12 protein-coding genes are annotated in these 16,090 nt (G+C 63.8%); 9 read left to right on the plus strand and 3 right to left on the minus strand.

The window, feature by feature from the left end:
• The first annotated feature begins 169 nt into the window (after positions 1–169).
• The 7 genes from NKH70_RS22150 (at position 170) to NKH70_RS22180 (ending at position 12,769) form a co-directional block, all read left to right on the plus strand.
• Entirely contained in the window at positions 170–5,650 is a 5,481-nt protein-coding gene (locus tag NKH70_RS22150) for an alpha-2-macroglobulin family protein (protein ID WP_353026000.1), read from the plus strand.
• A gap of 178 nt (positions 5,651–5,828) precedes the next feature.
• Positions 5,829–7,919 carry a penicillin-binding protein 1C gene (pbpC, locus tag NKH70_RS22155; RefSeq protein ID WP_353026001.1) on the plus strand — a complete coding sequence of 697 codons (2,091 nt, stop codon included), beginning with the start codon at positions 5,829–5,831 and terminating at the stop codon, positions 7,917–7,919.
• A 9-nt stretch (positions 7,920–7,928) separates the two neighbouring features.
• Entirely contained in the window at positions 7,929–8,660 is a 732-nt protein-coding gene (locus tag NKH70_RS22160) for a M15 family metallopeptidase (RefSeq protein ID WP_352912712.1), read from the plus strand.
• Between the two features lie 219 nt (positions 8,661–8,879).
• Entirely contained in the window at positions 8,880–9,908 is a 1,029-nt protein-coding gene (locus NKH70_RS22165; RefSeq protein ID WP_352978824.1) for a sulfate ABC transporter substrate-binding protein, read from the plus strand.
• Between the two features lie 18 nt (positions 9,909–9,926).
• A complete protein-coding gene (cysT, locus tag NKH70_RS22170) occupies positions 9,927–10,778 on the plus strand; it encodes a sulfate ABC transporter permease subunit CysT (RefSeq protein ID WP_352665961.1) in 852 nt (283 codons plus the stop codon).
• Positions 10,771–11,655: a sulfate ABC transporter permease subunit CysW gene (gene cysW, locus NKH70_RS22175; RefSeq protein ID WP_352716924.1), complete on the plus strand. Its 885-nt coding sequence runs from the start codon at positions 10,771–10,773 to the stop codon at positions 11,653–11,655. Before cysT ends, cysW begins: the two co-directional genes overlap by 8 nt.
• A gap of 73 nt (positions 11,656–11,728) precedes the next feature.
• Positions 11,729–12,769 carry a sulfate/molybdate ABC transporter ATP-binding protein gene (locus NKH70_RS22180; RefSeq protein WP_352716926.1) on the plus strand — a complete coding sequence of 347 codons (1,041 nt, stop codon included), beginning with the start codon at positions 11,729–11,731 and terminating at the stop codon, positions 12,767–12,769.
• A gap of 59 nt (positions 12,770–12,828) precedes the next feature.
• Here NKH70_RS22180 and NKH70_RS22185 read toward each other — a convergent pair whose 3' ends face one another.
• Together NKH70_RS22185 and NKH70_RS22190 are read right to left on the minus strand one after the other, a co-directional pair.
• Positions 12,829–13,305 carry a GNAT family N-acetyltransferase gene (locus tag NKH70_RS22185; RefSeq protein WP_352978826.1) on the minus strand — a complete coding sequence of 159 codons (477 nt, stop codon included), beginning with the start codon at positions 13,303–13,305 and terminating at the stop codon, positions 12,829–12,831.
• Entirely contained in the window at positions 13,305–13,586 is a 282-nt protein-coding gene (locus NKH70_RS22190; RefSeq protein ID WP_352465242.1) for a type II toxin-antitoxin system TacA family antitoxin, read from the minus strand. Before NKH70_RS22190 ends, NKH70_RS22185 begins: the two co-directional genes overlap by 1 nt.
• Positions 13,587–13,857: 271 nt before the next feature.
• Here NKH70_RS22190 and NKH70_RS22195 point away from each other — a divergent pair, with 271 nt between their 5' ends.
• Complete coding sequence (locus tag NKH70_RS22195; RefSeq protein WP_352912708.1) at positions 13,858–14,844, plus strand: sulfate ABC transporter substrate-binding protein; 987 nt, start codon at positions 13,858–13,860, stop codon at positions 14,842–14,844.
• Between the two features lie 250 nt (positions 14,845–15,094).
• Positions 15,095–15,544: an RrF2 family transcriptional regulator gene (locus NKH70_RS22200; protein ID WP_006202816.1), complete on the plus strand. Its 450-nt coding sequence runs from the start codon at positions 15,095–15,097 to the stop codon at positions 15,542–15,544.
• Here NKH70_RS22200 and NKH70_RS22205 read toward each other — a convergent pair.
• The gene (locus tag NKH70_RS22205) at positions 15,541–16,086 is read right to left on the minus strand and encodes a gluconokinase (protein ID WP_353026004.1); all 546 of its coding nucleotides are present in this window, start codon (positions 16,084–16,086) and stop codon (positions 15,541–15,543) included. The two genes, NKH70_RS22200 and NKH70_RS22205, sit on opposite strands and share 4 nt — an antisense overlap.
• Between the last annotated feature and the right edge of the window lie 4 nt (positions 16,087–16,090).

A 16,090-nucleotide genomic window follows, 5' to 3' on the forward strand; every position in this document is an offset into this window, starting at 1 on the left:
CACCTTCTGCGTCGCCGCAAGAAAGCGTGATCCCCTGTCCTATGGAGCTACTACCGGTCACCGGCCGGAAAGCAAACCGTTGGCAGGCGGATCCTGCCGCGTCCTGATGTTGACAAGCGCGATTGAAGCTTGAACATTTCTGGACGTAAGCACTTGTCTGGAGGGGTTTATGGCAATGCGCGCGGCTCGTGGTCTATCGATTCTTTTCCTTCTGTTTTTCGCCTGGAGCGGGGTCGCGCAAGCGGCCGAAGCCCGGCGGGTGGTGACATCGGACAATTCCGACTATTTTGGTTTCGATCTCAGATCCGACCAGAATGTCAGCCTCGACCAGTGCAAGACCACCTGCCTCGGCGACCCGGCCTGCCGCGCCTTCACCTACAACCTCAAGGCCAAATGGTGCTTCCTTAAATCCGATTACAATTCATTGAAACCCTTCGGCGGCGCCGTCGCCGGCAAGGTCGTCAACATCGATGGCGATCCCGACATCGGCGCGCCACCCGAGCTCGCCTTCTTCCCCAACTGGATGGCCGACCAGGCCCAGCAATACCGCAACAAGCTCACTGGCCCGACCTACACCAAGCCGACCGAGGGGCTGACGGCGCTGAGGGCGGCCGCCGAACAGTCGGCGCTGACGGGCGATCATCGCTCGGCCATGCACAAATACGAGGCGGCGGTTTCGGTGTTACCTGATGATGGCCAGCTCTGGCTCGAGCTGGCGCGCGAAACGCTTGCCGTCCATCCGACCGCCAACAGTTCGGAGCCGTCGACGCTGCCGGCGAACGCCACTTCCGCCGCCTTCAACGCCTACAAATTGCTGCGTACCACCAAGACGCGCGCCGACGTGCTGGCGCTGCTCGGGGACGGCCTTGATCGCCGCGATCTCTACAGGCCGGCCCTGCAGGCCTACGAGGCGAGCCTCGCTTTGGTCAATTCGCCGGCAGTCAGGGCCGCCTATCAGGATCTCAAGGCCCGCAAGGGCTTCCGCGTCATCGATCATACCGTCGATGCCGACACCAGCGCGCCACGCATCTGCGCGCAGTTCTCCGAGGAGCTGGTCAAGACCGGCGTCGACTACTCGCAATTCGTTACCGTCGACAACGCCGCTCCCAAGGGCGTCGAAGCCAAGGACAAGCAGATCTGCGTCGAAGGGCTCGAGCACGGCCAACATTATGACGTGACCTTCCGCGCCGGCCTGCCGGCCGCCATTGGCGAGGTCACCGCGGCACCGGTGGTTTTGTCGATCTATGTGCAGGACCGCGCGCCTTCGGCTCGCTTCACCGGCGACAGCTTCGTGCTGCCCGCCGGCGCACGCCGCGGCATACCGGTCGTCACCGTCAACATGAATGCCGCCGAAATGAAGCTCTTCCGCATCGGCGACCGCTCGCTGGCCCAGCTTCTGTCGGGATATCAGTTCCTGCGCCAACTTGACGGCTACGACATTTCGAACATCTCCGAACAGATGGGCGAGCCGGTCTGGCAAGGCCAGCTCGAAATCGCCAACGACCTCAACAAGGAAGTCACCACCTCCTTCCCCATCGACGAGGCGTTGCCGAAGCGCAAGCCCGGCGTCTATGTGCTGACCGCACAAGCCGTCAACGATCGCAGCGACGACTATGATTCGCACGCCACGCAGTGGTTCGTCGTCTCCGATATCGGCCTGTCGACCTATACCGGACAGGATGGGCTGAACGTCTTTGCGCGTTCGCTCGCAACCGCCAAGCCGATTGCCGGCGCCGAGCTGACGCTGCTGGCCAGGAACAACGAAGTCCTTGGCACCGCGACTACCGACGCGGAAGGGCGGGCGGTGTTTAATCCCGGCCTGACGCGCGGCGACAGCGGCATGGCGCCGGCCGTGCTGATGGCCAAACAGGGCGGCGACGATTTCGTCTTCCTCGATATGGGCCGCGCCGGCTTCGACCTGTCCGACCGTGGCGTCGCCGGACGGCCGGCGCCTGGCGCGCTCGACGTCTATGCCTGGACCGAGCGCGGCATCTACCGCGCCGGCGAGGACGTCCATGTCGCGGCTCTTGCCCGCGACAGTGCCGCCAAGGCGGTCGAGAACCTGCCGCTGACCTTCATCTTCTCGCGGCCCGACGGCGTCGAGGACCGCCGCATCGTCAGCGACGGCGCATCGGCCGGCGGTCACGCGGTCGACCTGCCGCTGGAACCCAACGCCATGCGCGGCACCTGGACGGTGGCGATCCATACCGATCCCAAGCAGGCGGCGGTCGCCAGCCAGATGTTCCTGGTCGAGGACTTCGTACCGGATCGCATCGAGTTCGACCTGTCCTCCGACAAGCAGGAGATCGCCCAGGGCGAGACCGCCAACATTACCGTCGACGGCCGCTTTCTCTATGGCGCGCCGGCCGCGGGCCTGGCGCTCGAAGGCGAATTGACGCTGTCGACCGGCCGCGACTGGGACCGCTTCAAGGGCTATTCCTTCGGTCTGGCTGACGAACAGTCGGCAGAACCGACGGTGACGCCCTTCACCGGCCTGCCGGTGGTCGGCGAGGACGGCAAGGCGACCTTCCCGGTTTCCGTCGATCAATTGCCGTCGACCACCAAGCTGGTCGATGCAAAGGTCACGGTCAGGATGCGCGAAACCGGCGGCCGTGCGATCGAGCGCTCGCTGAACATCGGCATCCGCCCGCAGGGCCACATGATCGGCATCCGCCCGGATTTCGACGACGACGAGGTGCCGCAGGGCGGCACGGCCAAGTTCAGCCTGATCGCCGTCGACCCAGACGGCAAGCGTGAGGCGCTGAAGGGCGCGCAGTGGTCGCTGGTCAAGGTCGAGCGCAGCTACCAGTGGTACCGCTCGAGCAACTCCTGGAACTATGAGCCGGTCACCTTCACCAAGGCGGTGGCCAACGACCAGGTCGACCTGAGCGCCGATGGCGAGGCTACCATGTCGCTGCCGGTCGACTGGGGCCGCTACCGGCTCGAGATCGAGACAGCCGATCCGGAAGGCCCGGCCACCAGCTACGAGTTCGACGCCGGCTGGTATGTCAGTTCCACCACCACCGAAACGCCCGACGGGCTCGAGATCGCCCTCGACAAGGATACCTATGCGGCGGGTGAAGTGGCCAAGCTCAAAGTGTCGCCGCACTTTGCCGGCGAGCTGCTCGTCACCATCGGCGCCGACAAGCTCCTGAAGACCGTAACCGCCAGCGTGCCGGCAGGCGGCAGCACCGTCGACATCCCGGTCGGCGACGACTGGGGCGCCGGCGCCTACGTCACGGCAACGCTGTTCAGGCCGGGCGATGCGCAAGAGACACGCATGCCGGCCCGCGCCATCGGCGTCAAATGGCTGAAGCTCGATCCCGGCTCGCGTAAGCTTGCCGTCACCTTGGCGCCGCCGGACAAGACCATGCCGCGCCAGCAGCTGTCGATCCCGGTCGCCGTCGCCGGCGTGCAGCCCGGCACCAACGCCTATGTCATGGTCGCGGCCGTCGACGTCGGCATCCTCAACCTGACCAACTACAAGGTACCGGATCCGGAGAACTGGTTCTTCGGGCAGCGCATGCTCGGTCTTGAGGTTCGCGACATCTATGGCCGGCTGATCGACGGCTCGCTGGGCACGACCGGCAAGCTGCGCACCGGCGGCGACGGCGCCAACATGCAGTCCCAAGGCAGTCCGCCGACCGAAAAGCTGGTCGCCTTCTTCTCCGGCCCGGTTCAGCTCGATGCCGACGGCAAGGCGCGGATCGACTTCGACATTCCGCAGTTCAACGGCACCGTGCGCGTCATGGCCGTCGCCTGGACCAAGGAGGCGGTCGGCCATGCCCAGTCCGATGTCATCGTGCGCGATCCGGTGGTGATCACCGCCGGCCTGCCGCGCTTCCTGGCGCCCGGCGATTCCGCCGTCATGCGGCTCGACGTCGCCGACACCGACGGCCCCGCTGGCGACTACAAGCTGACCATCGACACGACGGGCGACCTGTCTACCGGCAGTGCCGCCTTGCCTGAAAAGCTGACGCTGGCCAAAGGCAAGCGGCAGACACTGACCGTGCCGTTGATTGCGCAGACCGCGGGCAACGCCTCAATCACCGTCAAGCTTGCGCATGCCGACGGCACCGCCGTCGAGCAGACGCTCTATGTTCCGGTGCGCCCGGCGCAACTGCCGGTGACCACCCGCATGGTCGTCGACCTCAAGGGCAATGGCGGCGCGCTGCGCGTCGACAAGGAACTGCTGGCGGCAAGCCTGCTCGATGGCGCTTCGGTCAGCGTCGGCGTTTCGCAGGCGGCTGCCTTCGATGTGCCGTCACTGCTGATGACGCTCGACCGCTATCCTTATGGTTGCGCCGAACAGACCACCAGCCGCGCCATGCCGCTTCTCTACGTCAACGAGATGGCTTCCGGTATCGGCATGGCCAGCGACCCCGATCTGCATGGCCGCGTCCAGGACGCCATCTACAAGGTGCTGAGCTACCAGGCCTCGGCCGGCAGCTTCGGCCTATGGGGTCCGGGTTCCGGCGATCTGTGGCTCGACGCCTATGTCACCGATTTCCTGACCCGGGCGCGCGAGCAGAAGTACGACGTACCGGCCCTGGCAATGAACCAGGCGCTGAGTAATCTGCAGAACGCGATCGGCTACGATCAGGACGTCCAGGATCGCGGCAGCGAGATCGCCTATGCGCTCTATGTGCTTGCCCGCAACAAGAAGGCTTCGGTCGGCGATCTGCGTTATTATGCCGACACCCAGCTCGAAGCCTTTACCAGCCCGATGGCCGTCGCCCAATTGGCGGCGTCTCTCGCGCTCTACGGTGACACGCAGCGCTCGGAGGCAACCTTCCAGGCCGCGCTGCAACTGGCCAAGTCGACGCCCGAATATGACTATTACCGGTCCGACTATGGCTCGCCACTGCGTGACGGCGCGGCGATCCTGGCGCTTGCCGCGGAAAGCAAGCCGGTGCCGACCATTGTGCCGGCGCTGATCCAACTGGTGACCAGGGAACGCGCCGACGCCAGGTGGACCAGCACGCAGGACGAGTCCTGGATGCTGCTGGCGGCCCGCGCGCTGAAGGCCGGCAATGAATCGATCGCGCTGACCGTCAACGGCGCACCGCACGCCGGCGGTTATTCGGACCAGATCGCCGGCAGCGACCTGGCCGACAGTCCGCTGACCATCGTTAATACCGGCAGAAATCCGCTGCAGGCGGTCGTCACCACTGTGGCCTCGCCGATCCAGCCTCTGCCGGCCGGCGGCAACGGCTTTACCATCGGCCGTACCTACTACAAGCTCGACGGCACAGGGGCCAACGTGACGGAGGTCAAGCAGAACGAACGCTATGTCGTCGTGCTCAAGGTTTACGAGCAGAACACTTGGCCTTCGCGGCTGCTGATCACCGACCTGTTGCCGGCCGGCTTCGAGATCGACAATCCGGGCCTGGTCTCCAGCGCCCAATTGACGAACTTCTCCTGGCTGGCGCAGACCGATGCCGCCCATCTCGAATTCCGCGACGACCGTTTCGTCGCGGCGTTCAATCCGAACGACGGCGACGGCGACCGCAATATCACGCTCGCCTACGTCGTGCGCGCAGTGACGCCGGGCACCTACGCCCACCCGGCAGCAACGATCGAGGACATGTACCGGCCGCAATATTCGGCCCGCACCGCCACCGGCATGATGGAGGTCAAGGCGCCGTAACGATGGAGAGGGACGCAAACTGGTTGGTTGTAGCTAACGACGTGATGCAGCGCCGCCCCTCACCCTTACCCTCTCCCCGTGAAGGACGGGGAGAGGGGGTCGCCAGCGTTGCGGACAAGCCCCTTCTCCCCGTCCTTCACGGGGAGAAGGTGCCGGCAGGCGGATGAGGGGCGGCGCCATGCTCTCCAGAAAATTCCTGCGCCGAGCGGCCATCACGGGCATTTCCTTCGCCGGTCTCGCTGCAATCACCGCCGCCGCCCTCTGGCAGCTCGACCGCGCTTTTCCGCCGCCGCTGCCAGCTGCGCTGACGGTCTCGACCGAGGTGCATGACCGAGACGGCCAGCTGCTGCGCGCCTTCGCTACGCCGGATGGCTATTGGCGGCTCGCTACCAGCCTGGACCAGGTCGACAAGCAGTTCGTCGACATGCTGGTCACTTATGAGGACAAGCGCTTCTGGGATCATCAAGGCGTCGACGTGCTGGCACTGGCGCGTGCCGCCGGCCAGTTCGCGACCAGCGGCCATATCGTCTCCGGCGGTTCGACGCTATCGATGCAGCTCGCCCGGCTGATCGAACCGCGCCACAGCCGCAGCCTCGGCTCGAAGATCAAGCAGATGCTGCGCGCCGTCCAGATCGAACGGCGGCTTTCCAAGCGCGAGATCCTCGAACGCTATCTGACGCTGGCGCCCTATGGCGGCAATCTCGAAGGTGTGCGCGCCGCTTCGCTTGCCTATTTCGGCAAGGAGCCGAAACGGCTGACGGTCTCGGAGGCGGCCCTGCTCGTCGCTTTGCCGCAATTGCCGGAAAAGCGGCGCCCTGACCGCAACCTCGACGTCGCCCATGCGGCCCGCGACCGCGTGCTGACCCGCATGGTCTCGGCAGGCCTGCTCGGCGAACGCGAGGCCGCGCGAGCGGCGCTCGACGATGTGTCGGGGCTGCGGCGCACCTTGCCGGCACTCGCCGCCCATGCGGCCTATGCAATGCTGTCCAAGGCCATCCCCGGCCAGAAGCTGCAACTGACGATCCGCAAGAGTGTCCAGGAAGGGCTGGAGCAGGTGGCCAAGGACGCCGCCGCCAGGCTCGGCCCTCGCCTCTCGGTGGCCATGGTACTGGCCGATGCCCGTACCGGCGATATCCTTGGTGAGGTCGGCTCTGCCGATTTCTTCGATGCCAGCCGTTCGGGCTGGATCGACATGACCAAGGTCGTTCGCTCGCCTGGCTCGACGCTGAAGCCGTTCATCTACGGCCTCGCCTTCGAACAAGGCCTGGTGGCGCAGGAGACGCTGATCGAGGACAGCCCCGCCGATTTCTCCGGGTATCGGCCGAAAAACTTCGACATGGGCTATCAGGGCGATGTCAGCATCAGGCAGGCGTTGCAATTGTCGCTCAACGTCCCGGCGATCCGCGTGCTCGACGCGGTTGGCCCGGCCCGGCTGATGGCGCGCTTTCGCCAGGCCGATGTGACCCCTATCTTGCCCATCAACGAAGCGCCCGGCCTGGCGATCGGCCTCGGCGGCGTCGGGGTGACCCTGCGCGACCTGGTTCAACTGTATGCCGGCCTTGCCAATGGCGGCAAGGCACACACGCTGCATGACGGCACCGAGCCGGCGAACGCCGAACGCTCGACCACCACCATCCTCGACGGGCAGGCGAATTGGCAGATCACCGACATCCTGTCAGGCGTCAAGCCGCCCCAGGGTGCCGCCCAACGCGGCATCGCCTACAAGACCGGCACCTCCTACGGCTATCGCGACGCCTGGTCGGTCGGCTTCGACGGCCGCTACGTGCTCGGCGTCTGGGTCGGCCGCCCGGATGCCGGCGCGGTGCCTGGCCTGTCCGGCTACGTCTCGGCCGCGCCCATCCTGTTCGAAGGCTTTGTCCGTTCCGGTTTGGCCGCAGTGCCGCTGCCAAGCCAGCCGGCCGGTGTCCGGCGGCCAAAGCGCGAGGAGCTACCGGTGACGCTGACGCGCTTCGGCGCCGGCACCGATGGGCTGGTGCAGGCGACGCCGACCGAACCTGCGCCAACCATCATCTTTCCGCCCGACGGCGCCCGCGTCGATCTCGGCACTTCCTCGGCCGATGCCTCGCCGCTGGTGCTCAAGCTGCAGGGCGGCCGCGCACCATTCCGCTGGCTGGCCAACGGCAAGCCGCTGGTCGGCATTGACAGGCGGCGCACCGCGACCTGGCAGCCGGACGGCGCCGGCTATTCGACCCTGACCGTGATCGACGCGGCGGGACGCGCGGCCAGTGTGAAGGTTTTCGTCGAGTGAAAGTTTCCCTTGAATAGATTCTGGCAGGTGATTCAGGGGATTGGGTTTTACGTCTTGCTTTCGGCCGCCGGTATTTCCTCGGCCTCTGCTGACACCCTCCCCGCCGGCTTTGTTCGGCTGGCCGACATCGATCCCAGTATCCGGCAGGATATCCGCTATGCCGGCCTCGAAAATTTCCTGCATCGCAAGGTAAGCGGCTACGATGCGCCGGCATGTGTCCTCACCAGGCAAGCGGCGCAAGCGCTTTCGGGAGTGCAGAAAGCGATTGCTGCCGAAGGGCTGACGTTGGTCGTGTTCGACTGCTATCGCCCTGCGCGGGCTGTCTCCGACATGGGTGAATGGACAAAAACGGGCGGACCACCGGACCCGCAATGGTACCCAAAGGTCAAGCGCAAGGATCTCATCGCCAAGGGTTATATCGGCGAACTGTCCACCCATTCGCGCGGATCGACGGTTGATGTCGCGATCGCGCGAGCCGACCGCAAGAGCGCTCCGAAACCGGCCTGCGGCGCGACGAATGCCGACACGCTCGACTTCGGCACCGGTTTCGACTGTTTCGATCCGGCGAGCGAAACGGCTCATAGGCCGCTCGCCAGTGAAGCGGCGGCAAACCGCAAAAAACTTGTCGAGGCGATGCGCGCCGGCGGCTTCAAGAATTACGCCCGCGAATGGTGGCACTTCACGCTGGAAAACGAGCCGTTTCCAAGAGAGCGCTTCAACTTTCCCGTTACCGCCGAATAGCCGGCCGAAACCTTCGGACGCGACGCAGCCATTGCCGAAGAGCTAGCCGTCTCTAGATAATCGCGTCGGGAGCGCGATCATGGTCCATGCGGGGAAAATAGTTTCTCGCATCGCCGAAAGTAGGCGAAAAATTGCTTCAATAGGCCAAAAAAGGCAACATTGAATGCATCTAAATTCTATCAATTCGGTAGATTTGGCGCGAGTTCAACGGAGGCGGAAATGACCAAACCTCATTTCAGGAAACTGCTCGGCGCACTGGTCGCCACGTCTGTCCAGGTCGGCACGCTTGGTTTCGCGTTTGCCGACACCACCATTCTCAACGTGTCCTATGATCCGACGCGAGAGCTCTACAAGCAATTCGACGAGGCCTTCATTGCCCACTGGAAGGCCGAGACAGGCGAGACGGTCACCGTCCAGCAGTCGCATGGCGGATCCGGCGCGCAGGCGCGCGCCGTGATCGACGGGCTCGATGCCGACGTGGTGACGCTGGCGCTCGAAGGCGATATCAACGCCATTGTCTCGAAAGCGAAGAGGATCAATCCCGACTGGCGGACGAAATTCGAAAACAATTCGGCGCCCTACACCTCGACCATCATCTTCCTCGTCCGCAAGGGAAACCCCAAGGGCATCCATGACTGGGGCGATCTGGTCAAGGACGACGTCCAGGTGATCACGCCGAATCCCAAGACCTCCGGTGGCGCGCGCTGGAACTATCTCGCCGCCTGGGCCTACGCCAGCGCCAAGGATGGCGGCGACGAGGCCAAGACCAAGGAATTCGTCGGCAATCTCTACGCGCATGTCCCGGTTCTCGACACGGGTGCGCGCGGCGCCACCGTGACATTCGCGCAAAAAGGGCTGGGCGACGTGCTGCTCGCCTGGGAAAACGAGGCCTATCTGGCGCTCGACGAGTTCGGCGCCGACAATTTCGATATCGTCTACCCGCCGACCTCGATCCTGGCCGAGCCGCCGGTCGCCGTGGTCGACGCCAATGTCGACGCCAAAGGCACGCGGAAAGTTGCCGAAGCCTATCTGAGCTATCTCTATTCCAAGGAAGGCCAGACGATCATCGCCAAGAACCATTATCGCCCTTCGAAGCCCGACCTGGTACCGGCGGAGGACCTGGCCAAGCTGCCTGAGATCAAGCTGATCACCATCGACGACCCGCTTTTTGGCGGCTGGAAGAAGGCACAGCCTTATCATTTCGGCGATGGTGGTATATTCGACCAGATCTACAAGCCGGCCCAGTAGCATTTAGATCAGGACGACATGACCACAGCACCCGCCAAGGCGGGGTGGCGATTCAGGCAGCCGAGCGTCATTCCGGGTTTCGGATTGACGCTCGGCTTCTCGCTTGCCTACCTCACCCTCATCATCCTCATTCCCCTGTCCGGGCTGATCTGGCGCTCGGCGGCGCTCGGCTGGACCGACTTCTGGGCGATCGTCACCGATCGCCGCACCATCAACGCGCTTGAAATAAGCTTCGGCACCGCCTTCATTGCCGCCGCCGTCAACGTCGTCTTCGGCACGATCGTGGCCTGGGTGCTGGTGCGCTACAGCTTTCCCGGCCGCCGCATCGTCGATGCCATGGTCGACCTGCCCTTCGCGCTGCCGACGGCGGTCGCCGGCATCGCGCTGACAACGCTTTACGCACCGAACGGCTGGATCGGAAGCCTGCTGACGCCGCTCGGCATCAAGGTCGCCTACACGCCGCTCGGCATCGTCATCGCGCTGGTCTTCATCGGCCTGCCCTTCGTCGTACGCACCGTGCAGCCGATCATGGAGGAGATCGACAAGGAGGTAGAGGAAGTGGCCGCCACGCTCGGCGCCAATCGCTTCCAGATCATCAGCCGCGTTCTGCTACCCGGACTGGCGCCTGCCATCGTCACCGGTTTCGCGCTGGCCTTCGCGCGCGGTGTCGGCGAGTACGGTTCCGTCATCTTTATCGCCGGCAACCTGCCCTTCAAATCCGAGATCGCACCACTTCTGATCGTCATCCGGCTGGAGGAATATAATTACGCGGCGGCGACCGCGATCGCGGCGATCATGCTGGCGCTGTCCTTCGTCATGCTGCTGGTCATCAACCTGGTGCAGACCTGGAGCCGCAAGCGCTATGGCTGACCCGGAGATCAAATCCTACGCGCCGCACCACGAGAGCCAGTCGCCGGCGGTGACTGAAAGCCCCACGGCGAGAACCGTGCTGATGATCGTGACCTTTGCCTTCCTCGGCATTTTCCTGCTCCTGCCGCTGATCATCGTCTTCAAGGAAGCTTTCGCCAAAGGTATCGAGGCTTACACACAGGCGCTGGGCGAACCGGACACGCGCTCGGCGATCCGCCTGACGCTTCTGGTCGCGGCGATCTCGGTGCCGCTCAACATCGTCTTCGGTATTTCCGCCGCCTGGGCGATCGCCAAGTTCGAGTTCAAGGGCAAGGCGTTTCTGACCACACTGATCGACCTGCCGTTTTCGGTCTCGCCGGTCATTTCCGGCCTGGTCTATGTGCTTCTGTTCGGGGCGCAAGGCCTGCTCGGCGCCTGGCTCAAGGCGCATGGCATTGTCATCCTGTTTGCCGTGCCGGGCATCGTGCTGGCCACGATCTTCGTCACCTTCCCCTTCGTCGCCCGCGAATTGATCCCGCTGATGCAGGAACAGGGCAATGGCGACGAGGAGGCAGCCCTGTCGCTCGGGGCCAATGGCTGGCAGGCGTTCTGGTACGTGACGTTGCCCAACGTCAAATGGGGATTGCTCTACGGCGTGCTGTTGTGCAATGCCCGCGCGATGGGCGAGTTCGGCGCGGTCTCGGTGGTGTCGGGCCACATACGCGGGCTGACGAACACCATGCCACTGCATGTCGAAATCCTTTATAACGAGTACAATGCCGCCGCCGCCTTTGCCGTCGCTTCGCTGCTTGCCGGCCTGGCGCTCGTCACGCTGGTCTTGAAAACACTTCTCGAGATGCGCTACGGCGCCGAGATCGCCGCGACGCGCGGACACTGACAAAATGCATGTCGCCCAAAAGTGGGAACCGGTTTTGGGATAACGACATGCATCAACCACAAAAGGGATTTGCATGGAAGTTCGCGTTGCCAACGTGCGCAAGGAGTTTGAGCGGTTTCCGGCCCTCCACGACGTTTCGCTTGACATCAGGTCCGGTGAGTTGATCGCGTTGCTGGGGCCATCCGGTTCCGGCAAGACGACGCTGCTCAGGCTGATTGCCGGGTTGGAGCGGCCGACCCGCGGAAAGATCTTCTTCGGCGAAGAGGATGCTTCGCAAAAGTCGATCCAGGAGCGCAATGTCGGCTTCGTCTTCCAGCACTACGCGCTGTTTCGCCATATGACGGTCGCCGACAATATCGGCTTCGGACTCAAGGTCCGGCACGGGCCGTCACGCCCGTCGGCGAAGGAAATCCGCCGCCGCGCCTCGGAACTCCTCAACCTCGTTCAGCTTTCCGGTCTGGAAAAACGCTATCCGGCGCAACTTTCGGGCGGCCAGCGCCAGCGCGTGGCGCTAGCCCGCGCCATGGCGATCGAGCCAGCCGTGCTTTTGCTCGACGAGCCGTTCGGCGCGCTCGACGCGCAGGTGCGCCGCGAGCTGCGCCGCTGGCTGCGTGACATCCACGACGCCACCGGCCATACCACGGTCTTCGTCACCCATGACCAGGAAGAGGCGCTGGAGCTTGCCGACCGCGTCGTGGTGATGAGCCAGGGCCGCATCGAGCAGGTCGGCACCGCCGACGAAATCTACGACACGCCGAACTCGCCCTTCGTCTACGGCTTCATCGGCGAATCGAGCTCGCTTCCGGTCAAGGTCGAGGACGGCCAGGTCTGGATCGCCGACCGGCCGATCGGGCTTTCCGCGCCACACGCACCGCAAGGCGAAGCGACGCTGTTCTTCCGCCCACACGACGTCGATCTTGTGGAAGAATGCAACGGCTGCATCGCCGGCACGGTCGCCGCCAGCCGCCGCGTCGCCGGCACCAGGCGGGTCGAGCTCGAAATCGGCGGCGAACGACAGCGGGTCGAGATCGAATTGCCCGTCGACCATCCGGCGGCGCAGAAAAGTCGAGTGGCTTTTCGGCCGCGGCGCTGGAAGCTTTTTCCGGCTGCTTAGCTACAAGGCAATTGTGGATCCGTACTGCGGTCGCGCTTTCATGCAGAGCGACATTGCCTTCAACGCGCCTTTAGCGAAAGCACCAGGGTCATCGGATTCTTCGGGGAAGCCGAAAAGCCGTAGTGCTCATAGAAAGCTTTCGCTTCAGCCGATATGGCATGAACAAAAATGCCGCGAATCCCGAGGATCGTCGCGGCGTGACCGGTGCGCAGAACGGCGTCTTGCAACAGCGCTGAGCCTAGTCCCTTCCCTTGCCAGCTTGCGTCCACGGCGAGACGCCCGAGTACGACCATCGGAACAGGGTCTGGCATATTGCGGCGAATGGCGCCTGGAGCTTCCGCAAGATCAAGCCCACCCGAGGAGAGACAGTAGTAGCCGACAACGCGCACGCCTTCCGTCACGACATACGCACGCGAGGCGCCGCTGATCTGGTTGATCCGCGCCCTGCGACGAAGCCATTGATCCAGGTTCTCGGTCCCGCATTGGAAAAGTTCGAGATCGTGGCTGTCGGCAAGGGGCGTGGGCGCCGAAAGCATCAGTCCTGCCAGGGCTTGGGCGCATTCATCAGGCGTGCAAAACCTTCACCACTCGGTGGCGCATCAAGAATGCCGAGGTAATGCTGGTAACTCTCGGGATCGACCTTGATCAGCGCTTGGTCGAGCAGCGTGTCTTCGGCCGCGCGGTAGGCGGCATCGATCATAAACTCGGAACGGGTTTTCCCGCGCATTTTCGCGGCGCGATCAATCAGAACACGCACATCCTCTCGGATGCGGAGATTGACAGGCTTGGCATGGGTCTCTGGTGTAGTCTTTGTCATGAGGGCTCCTCTCTCCTACCTGTAGCACATTCGCATACACAATGTGTATCTATTTCGCAGCCTGACCAGAGAAGTGTGGAAACGACCGGGGGCGGCAGAACGCGTCGAAATGCGGCCGCTTGGAAGAAAATTCCAGTAATGGGCCATTTCAGCAATACTTTTCTCGCAGCCAGGCCATAGATCCGACCGGCATGCCTCGTCGCGTCGAGCACTGCCCGACTATTCTTCGGCATTCCATTCGATGTACGGTGTTTCAAGGAGCCCTGTTTTTATGAAGCGATTTTTGCTTGGCGTCGCCACGTTGGCCGGCCTGTTCCTCGCATCCTCCCAAGCCTGGTCGGCCGACAAATTGCTGAACGCTTCTTACGATGTCGGCCGCGAACTGTTTGCACAGGTCAACAAGGCGTTCGTCGCCGCGCACCCAGGCGTCACCATCGATCAGTCGCATGCCGGGACGTCTGCGCAGGCACGCGCCATTGCCGAAGGCCTCGGCGCCGACGTGGTCACGTTCAACCAGGTCATCGACATCGACTTCCTGGTCAAGAAGGGCCTCATCTCCGCCGACTGGCAGAAGGACTTTCCGGACAACGCCTCGCCCTTCTATTCGCTGCCGTCCTTCCTGGTGCGCGCCGGCAATCCGAAGCACATCAAGGATTGGAACGATCTCGTGCGCGACGACGTCCAGGTGATCTTCCCCAATCCGAAAACATCGGGCAATGCGCGCTACACCTACCTCGCGGCCACCGCCTACGCCAAGGAAGCCTTCAAGGGCGACGATGCCAAGGTGAAGGAGTTTGTGACAAAGCTGTTTAACAACGTGCCGGTCTTCGACAGCGGCGGACGCGCTGCGACCACCACTTTCGTGCAGCGCGAGATCGGCGACGTGCTGATCACCTTCGAGTCGGAAACGCGCGGCGTCCGCAAGGAATATGGCGACGACAAATTCGAGCAGGTGACGCCTTCGGTCAGCCTGTTGGCGGAATTTCCGGTGGCGATCGTCGACACGGTCGCCGACGAGCATGGCACACGCGATCTCGCCAAGACCTATCTCGACTTCCTCTATACGCCGGAGGGCCAGGACATCGCCGCCCGCAACGGCCTGCGGGCCCGCGACCCGGCGGTCGCCGCCAAATACAAGGCTGAGTTTCCCGATGTCCGCCTGCTGACGGTGGAGGACGTCTTCGGCGGCTGGGCCAAGGTCCAGGCCGAGCATTTTGCAGCGGGCGGCCTGCTCGACCAGACTTACGGCAGTCGCTGACGTCGCCAACCTCGCGAACTGATTGAAAGCCGGCGTTTGCCGGCTTTCTTCATTTGCCCGCCGAAATTGCAGCTTCCGCCCGTTCCGACCGCCCGCCCGCCAAAACGTTACGAAGAATCAACGCGTTTGCGCGCAATATGTCGTCGGACGGCCTGTCTGCGCGAACGGCATCGCGCGGCCAAACCGTCATTATTTGCACACAAACAGCCGCCAGATGCGGGTGGTTGGGGCTTTATGGGTTGACTCGGGCATGCTTACCAAAAAAGGCAAATACGGCCTCAAGGCCCTCGTGCATCTGTCAGGCCTGCCAGTCGGCCAGCTCGCATTCGTCAACGACATTGCGGTCGCCAACAACATCCCCAAGAAGTTTCTGGATGCCATCCTGGGCGAGTTGCGCAACGCCGGCTTCGTCCAGAGCCGCAAGGGCAAGGAAGGCGGTTACCGCCTCGCCCGGCCGGCTTCCGAGATCAAGATCGGCCATGTCGTGCGCGTCCTCGACGGGCCGCTGGCGCCGATCCCTTGCGCCAGCCGCACGCAATACCAGCGCTGTGAGGATTGCGACGAGGCGACCTGCCAGGTCCGGCATATGATGCTGGAGGTCCGTCAGGCGATCGCCGAGGTGCTGGACAACCGCAGCCTCGCGGCCATGCGCGACGCCGACAATGACGATTTCCCGGTCGAACTGACGTCGCAAATCTAGCGCGCGAGCAGGCTCAAGGCGGTCGCGACGGTGTCGGCGACCGGACGCGTGCCATCCAAGGTTATCGCCGCCTCGTCCGCCGCTGGCGCCTCAAGCGTGGCGAACTGGCTGTCGACCAGGCTTGCCGGCATGAAATGACCCTTGCGATTGCCGACGCGCCGCATCGCCGTTGCCGGGTCGATCTCCAAATAGACGAAAACGATATCCGGGCAAAAGCCGCGCAGGCGATCGCGATAGCTGCGCTTCAGCGCCGAGCAGGCGGCGACTACACCTTGTCTGCTTGCGACCGACGCGGCCATGCGCTGGCCGATCGCGTCGAGCCAGCCCTCGCGCAGCGCATCGGTAAGCGGCTGTCCGCTCGCCATGCGCGCGACGTTTTCGGGCGGATGCAGCCTGTCGCCTTCGATAAAGAGGGCGCCTAGTGCCGCTGCAAGCGCTTCGCCGACGACCGACTTGCCGCAGCCGGCAACGCCCATCACCACGATGGCGGGTGTCGCTCGTCCAGTGCTCGCCGGCTTATATGCCACGTCTTTCCCGGTCATGCAG

It is taken from the genome of Mesorhizobium sp. M0991, assembly GCF_040318915.1.
Taxonomy (GTDB): domain Bacteria; phylum Pseudomonadota; class Alphaproteobacteria; order Rhizobiales; family Rhizobiaceae; genus Mesorhizobium.

Bases quoted from the DNA above. Each gene is read 5' to 3' on its own strand.
- cysT (WP_352665961.1), top strand. From the start codon at position 9,927: ATGACCACAGCACCCGCCAAGGCGGGGTGGCGATTCAGGCAGCCGAGC.
- NKH70_RS22195 (WP_352912708.1), top strand. From the start codon at position 13,858: ATGAAGCGATTTTTGCTTGGCGTCGCCACGTTGGCCGGCCTGTTCCTC.
- NKH70_RS22180 (WP_352716926.1), top strand. From the start codon at position 11,729: ATGGAAGTTCGCGTTGCCAACGTGCGCAAGGAGTTTGAGCGGTTTCCG.
- pbpC (WP_353026001.1), top strand. From the start codon at position 5,829: ATGCTCTCCAGAAAATTCCTGCGCCGAGCGGCCATCACGGGCATTTCC.
- cysW (WP_352716924.1), top strand. From the start codon at position 10,771: ATGGCTGACCCGGAGATCAAATCCTACGCGCCGCACCACGAGAGCCAG.
- NKH70_RS22200 (WP_006202816.1), top strand. From the start codon at position 15,095: ATGCTTACCAAAAAAGGCAAATACGGCCTCAAGGCCCTCGTGCATCTG.
- NKH70_RS22205 (WP_353026004.1), bottom strand. From the start codon at position 16,086: ATGACCGGGAAAGACGTGGCATATAAGCCGGCGAGCACTGGACGAGCG.
- NKH70_RS22190 (WP_352465242.1), bottom strand. From the start codon at position 13,586: ATGACAAAGACTACACCAGAGACCCATGCCAAGCCTGTCAATCTCCGC.
- NKH70_RS22150 (WP_353026000.1), top strand. From the start codon at position 170: ATGGCAATGCGCGCGGCTCGTGGTCTATCGATTCTTTTCCTTCTGTTT.
- NKH70_RS22185 (WP_352978826.1), bottom strand. From the start codon at position 13,305: ATGCTTTCGGCGCCCACGCCCCTTGCCGACAGCCACGATCTCGAACTT.
- NKH70_RS22165 (WP_352978824.1), top strand. From the start codon at position 8,880: ATGACCAAACCTCATTTCAGGAAACTGCTCGGCGCACTGGTCGCCACG.